This is a genomic window from Vreelandella sp. 2A-K22 (assembly GCF_054065485.1).
This window is the reverse complement of the sequence record NZ_JBSUGC010000015.1, coordinates 1-17,245: the sequence shown is the minus strand read 5'-3', so window position 1 is coordinate 17,245 and position 17,245 is coordinate 1. Positions and strand designations below refer to the sequence as shown.

The window sequence follows — 17,245 nt, the reverse complement described above, 5'->3', positions numbered from 1 at the left end:
CTTTTATTGAACGATAACGTTGTTATAAGGTGAATGAGTCGTCGTTGAGTAAACGCCAGCCTCATGATAGCGCCAACGCCACCAGGCCCAAACGAGCCCAACGGCCAACGCAATGGCGCCCGCTGTGTGCAGTAGCGCCAGCCAAAGCGGCAACCAAAGCACCACATTGGCCACCCCCAATGCAGCCTGCAGCACATACAAACCGACGACAATCGCTAGCGGCCTTACCACATTCTGCCACTGTCGATAACGCCACCAGAGCACTATTAGCCCGACACCAAGCAACAATGCCCCCAGGCGATGTACCACTTGAATCGCGGTACGTGCATCGGCATGTAAATGCCCATGTAGGTAATTGGGCCCCACGGTCTGGGTAAGATGGAAGCCCTCGCTGATATCCATCGCGGGCATCCACTGGCCATTACAAGTAGGAAAACCTTGGCAGGCAATACCGGCATAATTGCTGGACACCCACCCACCTAGAGCCAATTGCACTACCAGCAAACATGCCGCAATACCCCACCACGCATTCACTCGCCGAGGCTCACTTGTTGGCTTTGGCGCCACAGCGAGGCGTAAGCGAAGATGCAGCCAAAAGAGCAGCAGCAGCACACTCAACCCGCCCAGGAGGTGAAGGGTAACGACTTGAGGCCATAACTTGAGCGTAACGGTGAAGGCACCAAAGGCGCCCTGGAGCAAAATAACCACCAGCAGCATCAAGCTTAGGTGCCATGGGTAATCGCGACGATGACGCAACGGCCAGCCCAAGGCTACAACGCTAACGATCACCAATCCCAGCAGCGTCGCGATATAGCGATGTACCATTTCTACCCACGCTTTAAAGGGCTCCAACGGGACATCGGGATGATGAAGCGTGGCAAGATCATTATCAGGAACTAATAGCTTGCCGTAGCAACCCGGCCAGTCAGGGCAGCCTAAACCAGCATCGACTAAACGCGTCCAGGCGCCTACCAGCATCACTACGGCAGTAAATAGAGTACCTACCAGCGTTAATCGCACTAACCAGCGCAAGCGGCGCTCAAATGAATCGTGCATGGCGTTTCCTTAACAGCAGAGGCTAGCGCGCTTTATTGAGGATTCACTTTAAGTAGATGCTGGATATCCTCGAGCACATCCTCAGTGGCTACGTTGGCCTCAAAGGCCAGTGCTGGTCGCCCCATTGGATCAAGCAGCCAAGCCGAGTTGGCTTGACGCCACGGAGGTAAGTGCTGCCATTCGCTGGTCATTTCTCCTGGCAGCGATTCGGGATCCCCACCAATCCGTAAGCGAGTTAACCTCGGCGCTTCGCGCCCTAAAGCACGGTGTAAACGCCAAAACTCATCCTTACGCTGCTCACACTGCTGAGAGCAGTCAAAGGCCAAGACCCACTCCTCTTGGCTATTGACCGCAGCTATTGTTAAAGGCCACTCGTCAAGCATGGGCAATTCCAGCTCCACATTTCCGTGAGCAGTATGGCGATCGGGAATACCGATGCGTAACTCGACCATTCCCCAAGCAGCGACCATGGGCGCCGCAAAAACGACAAAAATAAGGATTAACTTGAGCCGCTGACGGCGAATATGTCTGGCGTCCTGCATACTTTTCACCTCTGTTTATTTTTATTAACTAAAGCTTTTTTATCAGCGCCATCGCGACGCAGTTTATATCCGCCAATAAACATCACCATCAAGGCCGCCAGTGCCAGCCCCCACCATTGAAAGGCATAGCCCATATGCCGACTGGGCGGCATCACATTGGCTTCCCACCATGGGATTAAGACCCCATCGCCTTCGCTGGCGTGCAACCAGCCTGGGTAACTAAACGCGCCTAGCGAAGCGTGCCAGGGTTCAAGGCTAAGCTGCTGCAGCCTTGCCCCTTCTCTATTTTCCCCATATAGCGGCCCGCCAGACTGTACCTCCTGCCACTCGCCAATCACTTCGACCGTACCGCTGGGTGTGGTTGTCTGCGGCGTTTCGCGACGCGGCCCGGTGGCTAAAAAGCCACGCTGTACCAGCCAAAGCTGCCCGAAACTATCACGCAGCGGGGTTAGTACGGCCACCCCCACTCTTCCGTCTACAACGCGATTATCCAAATAGAGCGTTTGCTCCGCCAAATACTGCCCACGCAACGTTACCTGGGCGCCTTGCGCTGGCTGCTCGGTAGGCTGCACTAAGGTAGGGGCTGCATCGCGAACGGCGATGGCCAACCGCTTGTCATCTGCCCGTTCCCACTGCCATAGTCCTAAACTAATACCTAACGCCACCAGCAAACTCCAAAACAGACACCAACTATAAAAACGCCATTGCCGAGAGGGATTCATCATGTGGTTACAACTACTCATTGCCGCCGTGTTTATTGCGATGGTTATCAGCTTGGCCATGGGCGCCGTTTTCCTGATTCGAGATAACGCCTCTTCCCGCCGCCTACTACTCTCTCTCAAATGGAGAATTGGATTAGCCTGTCTGCTCATGGCCCTTATTATTTTCGGTTATTGGTCGGGCCAGTTAGGCTAATGTGGCTATAAGACGTAGACAAAAATAAACAGCCCAACCCACACCACATCAACAAAGTGCCAATACCAGCAAGAGGCTTCAAAACCAAAATGGTTTTCGCCGCCAAAGTGGCCCTTGATAATGCGTACCAGCATGGCGGCTAAAATCAGCGTGCCAATAATCACGTGCACACCATGAAAGCCGGTCAAAATAAAGAATGTTGCCCCGAAAATTCCGGCTTCCAAGGTAATGCCATAATGGGCGTAGGCCTCGTAGTATTCGACACCCTGGATCATGATAAAGCAGCAACCCAATAGCACCGTTCCCGTTAGCCAGTTGCGGCAAGTCTTCCGGTCACCCACTTTTAAAGCTTCGTGAGCAACGGTGAGCGTGATGCTGGAAGTTATCAAAATCAGCGTGTTGACGAGAGGCAGTTGCCACGGGCTAAAGACTTGTTCAGGGCCGGCAATGGATGAGTCCGGTGGATTCAACAACGGCCAAGTGGCGACAAAGTCAGGCCATAGTAATGCGGAAACACCTTTTGCCCCCTCTCCCCCTAACCATGGAATAGCAAACATGCGTACGTAAAACAGCGCGCCAAAAAAGGCGGCAAAAAACATTACTTCCGAAAAAATGAACCAGCCCATCCCCCAACGAAATGAGCGATCCATCTGCTCATCATAAAGCCCTCCCCGAGACTCACTAATGACGTCACGGAACCAGAGCCCCATCACCGCAAGAATGCCTACCACACCGATTAACACCAGCGGTAACCCGGTGTCATAAACGAGTTTAATGCCCGTGCCGACCATCATGGCGCCTAGGGCAACCGAGCCGAGAACAGGCCATCGGCTACTCGCCGGAACATAATAGCTACCACTGCTCATATCGCTTCTCCCGCCGCTTTATTGTTTTTAGGCGTGTTACTGAGATTGTTTATAGGGTCGTTTATAAGCTCGTTGTTAGCGCTGCTCTTAAGCGTATTATCCAATGCAGCATTTTGAATCACATGCTCTATCGGGTAGAGGGTATACACCAGCGTAATAGTATTAATATCGTCGGGCAGATCACGCGCTAGCTGGAATACCAACGGTATGGTTAACCGCTCATTACCCTGCAACTGCTGCTCCTGAAAGCAGAAACAGCTGATTTTACGTAGATGCGTCGTGGCAGTAGAGGGAGACACACTGGGCACTGCTCTCCCCCAGCTTTCGCTACTGCTATTATTGGTGAAGGTAAAATCGACTTCCGCCATTTGCCCGGGGTGCACACTCATCTGGCGCATTTCAACGCTCATTTGCCACGGCAGGCCGGGGCTGCCGCGGGTGATAAATTGCACATTTATATAGCGCGACTCATCGACTTCTTCGTGCACGACGCTCTTCGCAGTGGCGTCCACCTTGCCGTTAATACCAGTAATGCTACAAAAAACGTCATAAAGCGGCACTAGTGCAAAGGCAAAGCCAAACATGCCTATCAATACGGCGATTGTTCTAATAACCGTGCGGCGCACACCTACCCTTGCCTGCTCTTGGCTATCCATAACACCTCTTAGGCCAGTGACCCATGTGCTTTATGTCATTGCTAGTGGGACGTACGATGAAACACTGGCGGCGTTTCAAACGTATGCAGTGGTGCTGGACTAGGCACCGTCCATTCTAAATCCTCGGCCCCCTCCCAGGCTTTTGCTGGCGCTTTTTTGCCACCGCGCACGCACAGTATGACGCCCAATACAAAGAGCAGTTGAGATGCGCCAAAGAAGAAGGCACCGATGCTTGAGAGTAAATTAAAGTCCGCAAACTGAAGGGCGTAGTCAGGGATCCGCCGCGGCATTCCCGCCAAGCCTGCGAAGTGCATGGGGAAGAAGGTTAGATTGACACCAATAATCGAGAACCAGAAGTGCCACTGGGCCAGCTTCTCATTAGGGTAATGCCCGGTCCATTTAGGCAGCCAGTAATAGACCCCCGCCATAATCGCAAAGATCGCCCCCGGGACTAACACATAGTGGAAGTGGGCAACGACAAAGTAGGTATCGTGATACTGAAAATCTGCCGGTGCGATTGCCAGCATAAGTCCTGAAAAACCACCAATGGTAAACAGCACCACGAAGGCCAGAGCAAATAGCATCGGCGATTCAAAACTAATCGAGCCACGAAACAGTGTGGTTACCCAGTTAAATACCTTCACGCCGGTTGGCACAGCGATCAGCATGGTGGAGTACATAAAGAACAGCTCTGCCACCAAAGGCAGGCCCACTATAAACATATGGTGAGCCCAGACTAAAAATGACAGCAGCGCAATGGCCGCCGTGGCGTACACCATGGAGGCGTAACCAAACAGAGGCTTACGCGCGAAGGTGGGGATGATCGCTGAGACAATCCCAAAGGCGGGCAGTATCATGATGTATACTTCGGGATGCCCAAAGAACCAGAATAGATGCTGGAACAACACTGGATCCCCACCGCCTGCTGCGTCAAAGAAGCTGGTGCCAAAGTTGATATCCATCAACATCATCGTGATAACACCCGCTAGCACCGGCATTACCGCAATTAATAGGAAAGCGGTAATTAGCCATGTCCATACGAATAGCGGCATATCCATTAAACGCATACCAGGCGCACGCATATTTAAAATGGTCGCGATGATGTTGATGGCACCGAGAATGGAACTAATACCGGCAATATGTAGCGCAAGAATAAAGAAGGTTGTCGAAGGTGGAGCAAAATTCGTTGACAGCGGTGCATAAAACGTCCAACCAAAATTAGGGCCGCCGCCGGGCATGAATAGCGTTGAAAGTAGCAGTGTGAATGAAACAGGAAGAAGCCAAAAACTGAAGTTATTCAACCGAGGTAACGCCATATCTGGCGCGCCAATCTGTAGCGGTATCATCCAGTTGGCTAAGCCGGTAAAAGCAGGCATTACCGCACCAAACACCATGATCAAGCCATGCATGGTGGTCATCTGGTTGAAAAATTCAGGTTCAACCAGTTGCAGCCCGGGCTGGAAAAGTTCCGCCCTAACCACGAGGGCGAATATCCCCCCGATGAAAAACATCGTCAGCGAAAAAATCAAATAAAGGGAGCCAATCTCTTTATGATTAGTGGTCAGTAGCCAGCGAAAAATGCCTTTCGGCGGTGCAGCATGACCATGAGACTGCCCATCGGCGACGGCCGTGGTGCTATGTTGCAGCGGTGGCTGAGGAGGTAGTTTGGGCGCCATGTGTCTCTCCTAAATATTGTTGTTGTCTGATTGAGTGGCAAACCAACATCACTGGGCAATTAACTCAGCTACTGCTGAGGGCTGCACGACATCACCCGTATCATTACCCCAAGCGTTACGCGTATAGGTGACCACAGCCGCTATCTCAACAGGGTTTAAGGTGCTGCGGAAAGCAGGCATAGCGGCACCCGATACACCGTTGACCACCTTATTTAGATGCCAATCCACATCATTGATGAGCTGTTCGTTATTTGCCAAGGCGGGAAAGGCGGGTGGAGAACCTTGGCCTTCGGCCTGGTGACAAGAGGAGCAGATCGATTGATACACCGATTCGCCGCGCTCCACTAGTTCATCCATTGCCCATTCACGGTCAACCCCCATGGCTTCCTGCTCAGCAGCCTCTTTACGCTCAGCCAGCCAGCCATCAAACTCTTCTTCCTCCACAGCATGCACCACCACAGGCATAAAGCCGTGGTTGATACCACACAGTTCAGCGCACTGCCCGCGGTAAATACCCGGCTCATTGATCTTCACCCAGTTCTCATTAATAAAGCCGGGAATCGTATCTTGCTTAACCGCTAAATCCGGCACCCACCAAGAGTGAATAACGTCATCAGAGGTCATAAGAAAGCGTACTTTACGGTTTATCGGCAGCACCAGCGGCTCATCAACCTCTAATAGGTAGTGCTCTCCGCGAGTTTCTTCTCCGCTGATTTGCGTTCTCGGCGTACTCATATTGGAGGTGAATGCCACATCTTCCCCCAGGTATTCATAGCGCCAACGCCACTGCTGGCCGGTAATCATTACATCCAGCTCTGCGTCTGATGAGTCATACATGTTTTTTAAAGTTGCGGTGGCGGGCACCGCCATACCTACCAGGATCAAGATAGGGATAGCTGTCCATAACACTTCCACACTAGTGTGCTCATGAAAGTGGGCGGCCTTTGCACCTTTGGAATGGCGATAGCGAAACAGGGAGTAGAACATTGCCCCAAATACCACCAATCCAATCACGACACATATCCAGAATATGGTCATGTGCAGGCCGTAAATATCGCTACTCACATCGGTAACGCCGACAGGCATGTTCCAACCGTTCGTTTGAGCCTGCGATCCACTTGCAGCAAGGGATACGGCCATTAGCCACCACCGTGAACGCATAGAGACCTCCAGTTTTATTGTTGTTATTTCTTATCGTTAGATTAGGGTAGGATGAAATTAGATATTAGCAGTATAGAAAATATGTGCGATTCGTCACGCTTTGCTTATTTAACGCTATCAACGCTTTTCAGCGGGCCGCAAACATGGCCAAAAAAACAAGCATCAAAACGAACAGTAGCGTGATCACCACCCCCGTAACGAGGTAGGCTGCGGGCCTGCCACTGCTAAAGTCCTCTTCCCGCTTTTGATTACTTTGAACGCCTAGTAGGGCTGCTAACACTGACTTGACTACAGACCACATACCACCTCCGGTTTTCTTTGGCTCTCGTATCAGTCTAAGGCTGAAGGGTTAGCCACTATTATCATAGACCTACATAAGCATTTACAGCCACGTAAATGACCACTTATAGTTTCTCAATGTGAGATACTCAGCCAATTCTCAGGATCAGCGCCACCCAATGGAGTGCCTTATGCTCAAGCGCCACCTCGCCTTACCCATCACACTGTTTTTGATCATTCCACTGCTGCTGGCAGGCTGCACGACTTACACTTGGCCGGATGGGTCTAAGGAAACCGTCATCGGCGTAGTGCCTGAAGAAGAGAATCAACGCTATGAGGAAGAACGCGTAGATGGCGTGCGCTATCGCATTCCCGATGAAATCCCGGAAAAGCGCAGCGAGTAATTATCGGAGTCGAAGCAGCGAAACCGGTCACGCCTTTCGCTTGGTATGCGCAGTGGCGGGTGCTGTCAGTGGGTCTTCAGGCCAGGGATGCTTTGGATAGCGACCGCGCATCTCTTTGCGTACTTCAGGATAACCCTTCTGCCAAAAGCTAACCAAGTCCTGGGTGACTTGCAACGGCCGACGCGCGGGAGAAAGCAGGTGAATCATTACGGCAACGGCACCATCGACAACGGTGGGCGTTACCCGCCAGCCAAAGGCCTCTTGCAGTTTCAACGCTAACACAGGCGGCCGCTGGGAGAGACACGGCAGGTAGTCTAAGCCAACCTGCTTGCCGCTAGGAACCTCAAGCGCTAATGGGACTAACTGCGCAAATTCACGTTGTGCTTCCCAGTTCAGTGAATTGAGCAAATAGCGCTCTAGCGGCAATTTCTCAATTTGGCTCAACCGTTTAATACCGATTAGGTAAGGGGCTAGCCAGCTCTCTAATGAGGCTAATAGCGTTGGCTCGGACCAGTCGGGCCACTCGTCCCCCTGGTACTTGCGAAGTAGCGCCATTCGCCCGCGCAACTGCTGTAAATTATCGCCAAATAACTGCTCGGGCCGCTGGCGTAGTGCATTCAATAGCGCCCCTTTCACCGCCTCCTCGGGTAAGTGTGCTAAAGGTCGTTTGGCAATGACGAGGCTGCCGTGTGCTTGTACCTCTTCACCGATTAAACGGCCCTGTTCTTGCGACCACGCCACTCGTGGCTGCCATTGGCGAATATCAGGATATAGCGAAAGCAGCGACTCAAGTGATAGCGGTTCGCCTGAGATGATCCGCGCCTGATCACCAGCCGCACTATTTAATGCGACAGCAACAACGTAGGCTTGATGCGCCAACGTATCGTTTAACGGCAGCGTAGCGGTTTTGCCATTGGCAAGCCGAAACTTACCCGGCTCAATTGACTGGCCAAGGCGCTCAGGGTACGCCAGCGCTAAGAGTGGCCCAAGCGGCACTAGCACGGCGTCATTAAGCGCCACTCCTGCTCGTTTAGCCAGCCTAAGTGCTTCACGCTGCCAACTGGGGAAGCGTTTAGGCTGACGCAGACGCAGTGCTAACGCATCGTGCAGGGATCGCTCGTTGCTGTCGCGCTCTTCAAGGAGCGCCGCTACCCCACAGGCTAGAGACATAGCATTGAAGTCTGAAGCCCGCTCTAGCATCACGGCAATTCTCGGTTCAACTGGCCACTTGGCACAGCGGCTACCTAGAGGGGTAAGCCTGTGCTCGTGATCTAACACGCCTAATTGCTCGAGCAGCGATTGGCCACTGCGCCAGGCACCCTCCGGCGGCGATGTTACCCAGCTTAGCGCTTGGGGTGATGCGACGCCCCAGCACGCCAGTTCGAGCACTAGTGATGAGAGATCCGCTTGCTGAATTTCAGGCTCACCATAAGGCGCCAACGGCTGCTCCTGGGCCCAGAGCCGAAAACAACGGCCTTCCCGCTGACGCCCTGCACGCCCCCGACGCTGATCGGCACTGGCGCGATTGATCCGCCGGGTCGTTAAACGGGTTAGCCCGGTACGCGGCTGAAAAAGTGGCACCCGCTCCAGGCCACCGTCAATCACCACATTCACACCATCCACGGTAATGCTCGATTCGGTGATGGCGGTGGAGACGATAATGCGCTGTTTCGATGTATTCGCCGCCAAGGCTGCCTGCTGTTCAGCAATACTCATTCTGCCGTGCAGCGGCCGAATCGCCAGATGGGGCAGCGTTTTTTCCAGCGCCTGAACCAAGCGATTAATTTCGGCGACACCGGGCAAGATTACCAGTATGCCTTGCGTACCAGGCAGTGAGAGCGCTTCCTCGACCACCCGAATTGCGTGGCTAATGCTCTCCTCACCACTCAGGGAAGGACGATAAGCCGTCGCCACAGGATACTGACGCCCATGGCACTCAATAACAGGTACTTGCTCGCCCAACACCCGCTTGAGCGCTTCGACATCCAAGGTTGCCGACATCACCAGTAGGCGCAAATCATCGCGAATACTGGTCTGCACATCCAGCGTTAGCGCCAATCCCACATCAGATTCTAAACTGCGTTCATGGAACTCATCAAAAATGATCCCGGCAACGCCTTCTAACAGCGGGTCATCTTGCAGCATGCGAGTGAGTACGCCCTGGGTGACTACTTCCAAGCGGGTTTGCGCGCTCACACAGCTATCACCGCGCATGCGATACCCCACCGTTTGGCCAACGTCTTCACCCAATTGCCGGGCCATAAAGCTGGCTGCCAAACGCGCAGCTACACGACGAGGCTCAAGTAACAGTAGTTTTTGCCCTTTGACCCACTCTTCTTCAAGTAAACAGAGCGGCACACGGGTGGTTTTACCCGCCCCCGGCTGGGCAATCAGCATCAGCCGATTATGGGTAGTCAAGATAGTTTTAAGCGGATCAAGATACTGATCAATAGGTAAAGCGCTCATGTGAAGATCACTTTTCCACACTGTGAGCGTCTGCACTGCTTTTAGGTGCAGAATTATTGGGCGCGGGTGAAGTAACGCCGCAGCCTTTTAGAATAACGTGCTCAAGAAAGCTGGAGATGGATTCAAGGTCATCCTCGGTTAACGCATCGCGGCCTAGAATACCGCTGACCTGGGCACTATATTCAGTGTAGTGCTGGGTGGCAGACCAAATCAGGAAAATAAGCCAGCGCGGATCGACAGCATCCATTTTTCCCTGGGCTGACCACTGGCGAATGATCGCGGCACGAGAGGAGACCCAATCGCGTAACTCGCCGCCCAGATAATCACTTAAGAAGGGAGCACCGGCTAAAATTTCCGCCGCAAAAAGTTTTGAGCCTTCGGGATAGCGCTGCCCCAGCACCATTTTAGTGCGAATAAAGTCACTGAGTACCGTCGCGGGATCACTATCAGGAGTAATGTCTTCAAGCACTTCGTTCCAGCGGCGCATCATGCGGTTAAGCAGTCGCACATAAAGCGCTTGCTTACTGCCCATGTAGTACAAAATATTGGCTTTGGGGAGACCGACTCGATCAGCGATCATTTGCAAGCTCGCCCCGCGGTAGCCGTGCTGAGAGAACACCTCCTCAGCGGCCACCAGAATACTTGTTTCTATTCTTTCCCGGCTAGGGCTTTCATGAGTGGCAGAGACGGCGGTCATTAACAGTATTCCCCAATAGCGTGAGTGATTGTTAGCTTGAATGTTTAATTACACATGAATGCTTAGCTGGGTGAGAAGATAGACTGGACTGCCCCAAAAGTTAGCATTTCACACCAGCTTGCCCCACTCCTGTGCAGTGAGCAAATACTTGCAAGGTAGGGCGTTTTGTCCCAAGCTCAACCTATATTGACCGATCGGTCAAAAAAATTCCGGTCTATACAATAACAGTGGAGTTCGGCATGGCAACGATGACGTTCCTGCTCAATGGTACCCCTCAGCGGTGTAACGTTTCACCCGACGCCAGTATTTTAACGCTACTGCGCGAGCATTTGGCCCTAACGGGCACCAAAGAGGGCTGCGCTTCCGGTGACTGTGGCGCCTGCACCGTGGCGATTGGCGAGTCAACGGCTGGTAGCCAAAAGTTTACCAGCGCTAACGCCTGTATTACGCCCGCTCACCAGCTACAGGGCAGGCACTTGGTCACCGTTGAAGGGTTATCGGAAAAAGGTCGCCTACACCCAGCCCAGGAAGCGATGATCGAATGCCATGGCAGTCAGTGTGGTTTTTGTACGCCAGGTATAGTTATGTCACTTTTCACCTTGCATAGCGATCTTACTCAACGCCCTACTCCCCTTTTACAAGAACTATCACCTGAACGCCTAGAAGCCGCTCTGGGCGGTAATTTGTGCCGCTGCACCGGCTATCGTCCTATCCGCGATGCGGCGCTGCGTATGAATGATACGCCCTATGAGCGCCCTCAGTGGTTCGACGCGACGTTGCCAGCGTCAGAAAGCGACACTCAGACCGCCGATTCGGCAGGAACTGCGCCATTTTTTGCTCAGCCAGCGTCTTTGGAAGAGCTAACGCAATTGCGTCGCGCAACTCCCCAGGCGCGCTTGGTGGCAGGCGGTACTGATCTTTGGTTGGAGATCACTCAGCGCTTGGCGCCGCTTGATCAGTTGATTGACGTTTCCCGGGTTGCCGAGCTATTGACGGTTGAAGAGGCTACCCATGGACATCAAACCGGCTGGTGGATAGGCGCCGGGGTTACCTATACCCAGCTCGAACCGCTATTTGAAAAGCACTTTCCTGCGTTTGCTCACCTGCTGCACCGGCTTGGCTCCCAGCAAATTCGTAATCGGGGAACGCTGGGTGGCAATATCGCCAATGCCTCACCTATTGGTGATACGCCACCCGTGCTACTTGCCTTGGGAGCTCAGGTGGAACTTGCCAGCACAAACGGCAAGCGTTGCTTAGCGCTGGAGGATTTCTTCCTCGATTACAAAAAGACCGCTTTAGCGGCTGATGAAGTCGTTTCGCGGATTTTCATTCCGCAGCCGGTTGAGGACAGTCAATTACGCGTTTGGAAGTTATCCAAGCGTCGCGAAGATGATATCTCTGCGCTACTCGGTGCCTTTAGCTACCGCATTGAACAAGGCACCTTGCACGATGTACGCATCGCTTTTGGGGGAATGGCCGCTATTCCCAAGCGCGCACAAGCTGCCGAAGCTGCGCTGGAAGGGTGCACCATCAGCGTGGAAGCTTTTCGCGCCGCTCAGCAGGCACTTGATGACGACTTCCAGCCCATGAGTGATGTGCGGGGCAGTCAGCATTATCGCCGGCAAGCTGCCAAGAACCTGCTTGAACGTCTCTATCTTTCTCTCTTAGCGCCCGACCACGAGGTGATGCTCCATGCGTACGCTCACTAAACTGGACGGCGATAGCAGCCGTGCTCGCCGTGAACTACACGACCACATCCAAGGCTCAGGGCCCTTGGCACGTCATACGGTGGACAGTAATGACCAGCGACAGGCGGGAAGCGCAAGTTTTCACGAAAGTGCTGAAAAGCACGTCACCGGCAAGGCCGCTTATATTGACGACTTGGTACTCCCCGCAGATGCCCTGCATGTGGCGCTTGGCCTATCGCCCGTCGCCCACGGCACCTTAACGCAGCTTGATCTCAGCAAGGTGAAAGAGGCACCAGGGGTAGTCGATGTGATTACCTTTCATGAAGTTCCAGGGCATACCGATATCGGGCCGGTCTTTCCGGGCGATCCCATTTTTGTCGATCAAGCGATCAGCTACGCAGGCCAATGCCTCTTCGCCGTTGCCGCAACGTCGCTGCAGGCCGCACGTCGTGCCGTCAAGCTAGCCGCCATTAGCATAGACGAGCAACCTGCCAGTTTAGATCCGGTGGCCGCAACGGAGCGTGAGGAGTTTGTGCGCCCGACTCATGTGCAGACCCGTGGTGATTGGCAGCAGGCGCTTGATCAAGCGGAACAACTGATTGAGGGTGAGCTATTCGTCGGTGGCCAAGAGCACTTCTATCTGGAAGGCCAGGCCTGCGTGGTTCACCCCACCGAGGATGAGGGCGTTGTCGTCCATACCTCCAACCAGCACCCCAGCGAAACCCAGAAGCTGGTGGCGGAGGTGCTCGATATTCCTTTTCATGCCGTGACCGTAGAAGTGCGCCGTATGGGTGGTGGCTTTGGTGGCAAAGAGACTCAGGCCTCCCCCTGGGCGTGTATAGCCGCGATTATTGCCCACCGCACAGGCAAGACGGTGCGACTCCGCTTACCGCGCAGTGAAGATATGCGCGCCACGGGTAAACGCCACCCTTTCCATAACCGCTATCGACTCGCCATTGATGCTGAGGGCGTTATTCAGGGTGGTGAGATTACGGTGATCGGTGACTGCGGCTACTCGCCGGATCTTTCCGACGCTATCGTTGATCGCGCTATGTTCCACGCCGACAACGCCTACTCGCTGGGGGACGCTCAGGTAGTCGGTCATCGAGCAAAAACCCATACCGCCTCTAATACCGCATTCCGGGGCTTCGGTGGCCCCCAAGGGATGATGATTATCGAAGCGGCCATGGATGATATTGCCCGCCAGATTGGCGAAGATCCACTGACCGTACGTAAGCGCAACTTCTACCGCGATGGCCGCGAGGTGACCCATTACGGCCAGCAGGTCGACCAGCGACAACTCCTACATACGCTCGTTGAAACCCTCGAAAGCGACAGCGATTACTGGACACGGCGCAAAGCGGTCAGTGACTTCAACGCCACCAGCCCTATCATTAAAAAAGGACTGGCACTTACCCCGGTTAAATTTGGCATTTCGTTTACCGCCCAGCACCTTAATCAGGCGGGTGCTCTTCTGCATGTTTACACTGACGGCAGCGTGATGATCAATCACGGCGGTACCGAGATGGGCCAAGGGCTACATACTAAAATTTGTCAGGTAGTGGCTCGGGAGCTGGGCCTGGATCTGGAGAAGGTACGCATTACCGCTACGCGAACCGATAAAGTCCCCAATACCTCCCCTACCGCTGCCTCTAGCGGTGCTGACTTAAACGGTATGGCCGCGCGGGATGCCGCCAGTAAACTGCGAGAACGCCTGTTTGATTTTGCCGCCGAGCACTATTCAGAGGGCTTGGATCGCGAAGGGATGCGCCTGGAAGATGGCATGCTAGTGGCCGGGTTCAGCGAAAGCGAGCGCCGCATACCTTGGGGTGAGTTGGTGCAAACAGCCTACCTCAATCGCATATCGCTATCTGAAAAAGGCTTCTACGCCACACCGCTTATTCACTATGATCGTTCAGTTGGTCAAGGTCGGCCCTTCTACTACTACGCATTTGGCGCGGCAGTGGCAGAAGTAAGCGTGGATACCTTGAGTGGGGAGTATCAGGTCGATCGTGTCGATATCTTGCACGACGTGGGAGACTCACTAAACCCAGCCATTGATATTGGTCAGGTGGAGGGCGGTTTTATTCAAGGAATGGGCTGGTTGACCAGTGAAGAGCTTAAGTGGAACGACAAAGGCGTGCTTGTCAGCGATGGCCCGGCGACCTATAAAATCCCTACCTTTGGCGACCTACCGCCCGTCTTCAATGTCGCGCTAATGGAAGGCCATCCCAACTCCATGGCCAGTCTCTACCGTTCAAAAGCAGTCGGTGAGCCCCCTTTAATGCTCGGTATCAGTGTGTGGTCAGCGCTACGCGATGCGCTATCGAGCCTTACTGGTTACGCCATCTCTCCTCACTTAGATACACCGGCCACACCAGAGCGGGTCGTGCTGGCAGCCAACGCTATCAGGAAGAAAGTGCTGTGAGTTCTAGTCAAAACCCAGAAAGCTGGCATGCGGCGCTACACCGCTTACAGCGCGACGGCATACCGCATGTATTAGCCACTCAGGTAACCAGCGCAGGCTCCACTCCCCGGGAGCCTGGCGCACGCATGGTGATCACCGACGATGCGATCTTCGATACGCTAGGCGGGGGTACCTTTGAGTGGCAAACCATTACCGCTGCACGTGCCTGTTTGACAGAAAAACGCTATGGCCTCAGTTTGGAAGCCTTCTCTTTGGGCGGACGAAGCGGCCAGTGCTGTGGTGGGTTCGTTAATATCCTATTGGAAGCCTTTCCAGGCACTACAACGCACATAGCGATCTTTGGTGCAGGGCACGTAGGGCAGCAACTGGTAAAGCTAAGTGCGCCGCTTCCCTGGCAATTACACTGGTACGATAGCCGAAGCGATGCGTTTGCCGAGCAGTACCACCAGCATCAGCAGCAGCCGCGACTTAGCTGTTATTCACTCCAAGATGCACAGCAAAGTGTTGCCGCCTTACCTGCTGATAGCCACGCACTGGTATTGACGCACAACCATGACGAAGACTATGCGCTGATCAAAGCGCTGATCGCGCGCGATGACATCGCGTCGATTGGGCTAATTGGTTCTGACAGCAAATGGGCAAGCTTTGAAGGACGCCTTAAGCGCGATGGTTACTCCGCCGATCAAATTGCGCAGGTGCGATGCCCCATCGGCCACATCCACGCCACTAAGCTGAGTAATAAAACGCCCTATGCGATTGCTTTAACGGTGGTGGCTGAACTGCTTTGGCTAACGGACACGCCCTCTTTGCAAGAAAACCGTGGCCTTGCCCCCCAGGCAGTGCGAACGCTAATGACCGATTCTCCGACGACCCCGAGTTGACATGACTTCTTCTACCGATACGTTCATTCGTGCTGAATTGATTAGTTTTGCCCGTGACCCTGGCGATGGCAATACACCTGAACCGGGCAGCTTAGAGCATTACGGCGACGGACTGCTCTGGTTGAAAGGCCAGCATATTCATGCCATCGGCCATTTCACCGAACTCTCACCTTTGCTACCCAAAGGGGCTGACGTTCTTGATTATCGTGACAAGCTGATTATGCCGGGGTTTATCGATACCCATGTGCACTATGTGCAGCTGGATATCATGGCTTCTTATGGCCGCCAACTGCTTGACTGGCTAAACGACTACACCTTTCCTGAAGAGTGTCGCTTTGCTAATCATGTCCATGCTGAAGCGCTGTCTAATGCTTTTTTGGATGAAATGCTACGTGCGGGCACTACCACTGCCCAGGTATTCGGCTCTAGCCACCCCGGCTCCGTAGATGCATTTTTCACCGCCTGCCAAAAACGCCAGCTGCGCATGCTGGTGGGTAAGGTATTGATGGATCGTAAAGCGCCAGAGGCGCTGATGGACGGTGCATCTGGCATTGCTGACAGCGAGCGACTGATTGAAGACTGGCACGGCAATGACCGCCTGGGCTATAGCGTCACACCGCGTTTTGCGCCGACTTCAACTAAGACGCAAATGGACGCTGCCGGCGCTCTCTTACGTAATGATCCTAGCCTTTGGTTACAGACCCACTTGGCTGAAAACAGTGGCGAGTTAGACTGGGTAGCCGAACTTTTCCCTGGTAGCCGCGACTACTTGGCTGTGTATGAGGAGGCAGGCTTAGTCGGGCCCCGCAGCACCTTCGCTCATGGTATTCACCTCGATAACGGCATGCGCAAACGCTTGGCGGATCGAGGAGCCAATATTGCCTTTTGCCCCAGCTCCAATCTTTTTCTGGGTAGCGGGTTATTCGACCGCGAAGCAGCCAAACAGACGGGCATGGCATATACGTTTGCCAGCGATATCGGCGCAGGCACTGATTTATCAGGATTTGGAACGCTTAAAGCGGCCTATCAAGTGGGTCAACTAGGCGGACAGCCCCTTACCGCATGGCAGGGCTTTTATGGCTTAACCATGGGTAATGCAAAAGCTCTCTCGTTGGATAGCCACATCGGTCAGTTGGCGCCTACCCTTGAGGCTGACTTTGTGGTGATTGACACCCAGGCAACATCGCTACTCTCTCGACGAATCAATCACTGCACCACGCTTGGTGAGCGGCTGTTTGCACTCATGATGCTGGCGGACGACCGCGCTATTTATGAAACCTGGGCAGGCGGGCAGTGCCAGCATCGAAGGGATGTATAAAAGTGAGGTGTGAGGTGTGAGGTGTGAGGTGTGAGGTGTATCATTTTCTACTCACGATTTACGCCTCACGCTTCACCTCTCACGCAAAAAAAAATCCCCCAAGGCATCAGCCCTGGGGGATTTTTCATAATAAGTGCCTGACGATGACCTACTCTCGCATGGGGAGACCCCACACTACCATCGGCGCTAAGCGGTTTCACTTCTGAGTTCGG

General features: G+C 53.6%; 16 protein-coding genes and 1 rRNA gene. 6 read left to right on the top strand and 11 right to left on the bottom strand.

The window, feature by feature from the left end:
- Window positions 1-3 precede the first annotated feature (3 nt).
- From ACW17M_RS19015 to ACW17M_RS19005, 3 genes are read right to left on the bottom strand one after another with little or no spacing between them, the layout of a single operon-like run.
- Window positions 4-1,056, bottom strand: coding sequence for a COX15/CtaA family protein (locus ACW17M_RS19015; protein ID WP_009287793.1), 1,053 nt, complete (start codon window positions 1,054-1,056; stop codon window positions 4-6).
- 32 nt (window positions 1,057-1,088) lie between these two features.
- Entirely contained in the window at window positions 1,089-1,598 is a 510-nt protein-coding gene (locus tag ACW17M_RS19010) for a hypothetical protein (RefSeq protein WP_027959588.1), read from the bottom strand.
- Between the two features lie 5 nt (window positions 1,599-1,603).
- Window positions 1,604-2,323, bottom strand: coding sequence for an SURF1 family protein (locus tag ACW17M_RS19005; protein WP_039859812.1), 720 nt, complete (start codon window positions 2,321-2,323; stop codon window positions 1,604-1,606).
- Here ACW17M_RS19005 and ACW17M_RS19000 point away from each other — a divergent pair.
- Complete coding sequence (locus ACW17M_RS19000) at window positions 2,322-2,513, top strand: DUF2909 domain-containing protein (RefSeq protein WP_039859811.1); 192 nt, start codon at window positions 2,322-2,324, stop codon at window positions 2,511-2,513. The two genes, ACW17M_RS19005 and ACW17M_RS19000, sit on opposite strands and share 2 nt — an antisense overlap.
- Window positions 2,514-2,518: 5 nt before the next feature.
- Here ACW17M_RS19000 and ACW17M_RS18995 read toward each other — a convergent pair whose 3' ends face one another.
- From ACW17M_RS18995 to ACW17M_RS18975, 5 genes are all read right to left on the bottom strand, one after another.
- Window positions 2,519-3,379: a cytochrome c oxidase subunit 3 gene (locus ACW17M_RS18995; RefSeq protein ID WP_009287790.1), complete on the bottom strand. Its 861-nt coding sequence runs from the start codon at window positions 3,377-3,379 to the stop codon at window positions 2,519-2,521.
- Window positions 3,376-4,035, bottom strand: a complete 660-nt coding sequence (locus ACW17M_RS18990) for a cytochrome c oxidase assembly protein (RefSeq protein ID WP_009287789.1) — start codon at window positions 4,033-4,035, stop codon at window positions 3,376-3,378. The genes ACW17M_RS18995 and ACW17M_RS18990 overlap by 4 nt, the downstream gene beginning before the upstream one ends.
- 41 nt (window positions 4,036-4,076) lie before the next feature.
- A complete protein-coding gene (gene ctaD / locus ACW17M_RS18985; RefSeq protein ID WP_457547946.1) occupies window positions 4,077-5,711 on the bottom strand; it encodes a cytochrome c oxidase subunit I in 1,635 nt (544 codons plus the stop codon).
- Between the two features lie 48 nt (window positions 5,712-5,759).
- Window positions 5,760-6,872 (bottom strand): cytochrome c oxidase subunit II, encoded by a 1,113-nt coding sequence (gene coxB / locus ACW17M_RS18980; RefSeq protein WP_457547945.1) that lies wholly within the window; start codon window positions 6,870-6,872, stop codon window positions 5,760-5,762.
- A 127-nt stretch (window positions 6,873-6,999) separates the two neighbouring features.
- The gene (locus ACW17M_RS18975; protein ID WP_081742603.1) at window positions 7,000-7,173 is read right to left on the bottom strand and encodes a DUF2970 domain-containing protein; all 174 of its coding nucleotides are present in this window, start codon (window positions 7,171-7,173) and stop codon (window positions 7,000-7,002) included.
- A gap of 169 nt (window positions 7,174-7,342) precedes the next feature.
- Between ACW17M_RS18975 and ACW17M_RS18970 the strand changes: the two genes are divergently transcribed.
- Window positions 7,343-7,555 (top strand): hypothetical protein, encoded by a 213-nt coding sequence (locus tag ACW17M_RS18970; RefSeq protein ID WP_022523287.1) that lies wholly within the window; start codon window positions 7,343-7,345, stop codon window positions 7,553-7,555.
- Between the two features lie 27 nt (window positions 7,556-7,582).
- On the opposite strand, the gene hrpB is transcribed toward ACW17M_RS18970, so the two are convergent.
- The gene (hrpB, locus tag ACW17M_RS18965; protein ID WP_457547944.1) at window positions 7,583-10,021 is read right to left on the bottom strand and encodes an ATP-dependent helicase HrpB; all 2,439 of its coding nucleotides are present in this window, start codon (window positions 10,019-10,021) and stop codon (window positions 7,583-7,585) included.
- Between the two features lie 7 nt (window positions 10,022-10,028).
- Window positions 10,029-10,718 carry a TetR family transcriptional regulator C-terminal domain-containing protein gene (locus tag ACW17M_RS18960; protein WP_022523285.1) on the bottom strand — a complete coding sequence of 230 codons (690 nt, stop codon included), beginning with the start codon at window positions 10,716-10,718 and terminating at the stop codon, window positions 10,029-10,031.
- A 239-nt stretch (window positions 10,719-10,957) separates the two neighbouring features.
- Between ACW17M_RS18960 and xdhA the strand changes: the two genes are divergently transcribed.
- From xdhA to guaD, 4 genes are read left to right on the top strand one after another with little or no spacing between them, the layout of a single operon-like run.
- Window positions 10,958-12,427 carry a xanthine dehydrogenase small subunit gene (gene xdhA, locus ACW17M_RS18955; RefSeq protein ID WP_022523284.1) on the top strand — a complete coding sequence of 490 codons (1,470 nt, stop codon included), beginning with the start codon at window positions 10,958-10,960 and terminating at the stop codon, window positions 12,425-12,427.
- Window positions 12,411-14,834 carry a xanthine dehydrogenase molybdopterin binding subunit gene (gene xdhB, locus ACW17M_RS18950; RefSeq protein ID WP_342585066.1) on the top strand — a complete coding sequence of 808 codons (2,424 nt, stop codon included), beginning with the start codon at window positions 12,411-12,413 and terminating at the stop codon, window positions 14,832-14,834. Before xdhA ends, xdhB begins: the two co-directional genes overlap by 17 nt.
- Window positions 14,831-15,715, top strand: coding sequence for a xanthine dehydrogenase accessory protein XdhC (gene xdhC / locus ACW17M_RS18945; RefSeq protein ID WP_457547943.1), 885 nt, complete (start codon window positions 14,831-14,833; stop codon window positions 15,713-15,715). Before xdhB ends, xdhC begins: the two co-directional genes overlap by 4 nt.
- Before the next feature lies 1 nt (window position 15,716).
- Window positions 15,717-17,033 (top strand): guanine deaminase, encoded by a 1,317-nt coding sequence (gene guaD / locus ACW17M_RS18940; RefSeq protein ID WP_457547942.1) that lies wholly within the window; start codon window positions 15,717-15,719, stop codon window positions 17,031-17,033.
- Between the two features lie 135 nt (window positions 17,034-17,168).
- Here guaD and rrf read toward each other — a convergent pair.
- A 5S ribosomal RNA gene (gene rrf / locus ACW17M_RS18935) occupies window positions 17,169-17,245 on the bottom strand; the annotation flags it as partial.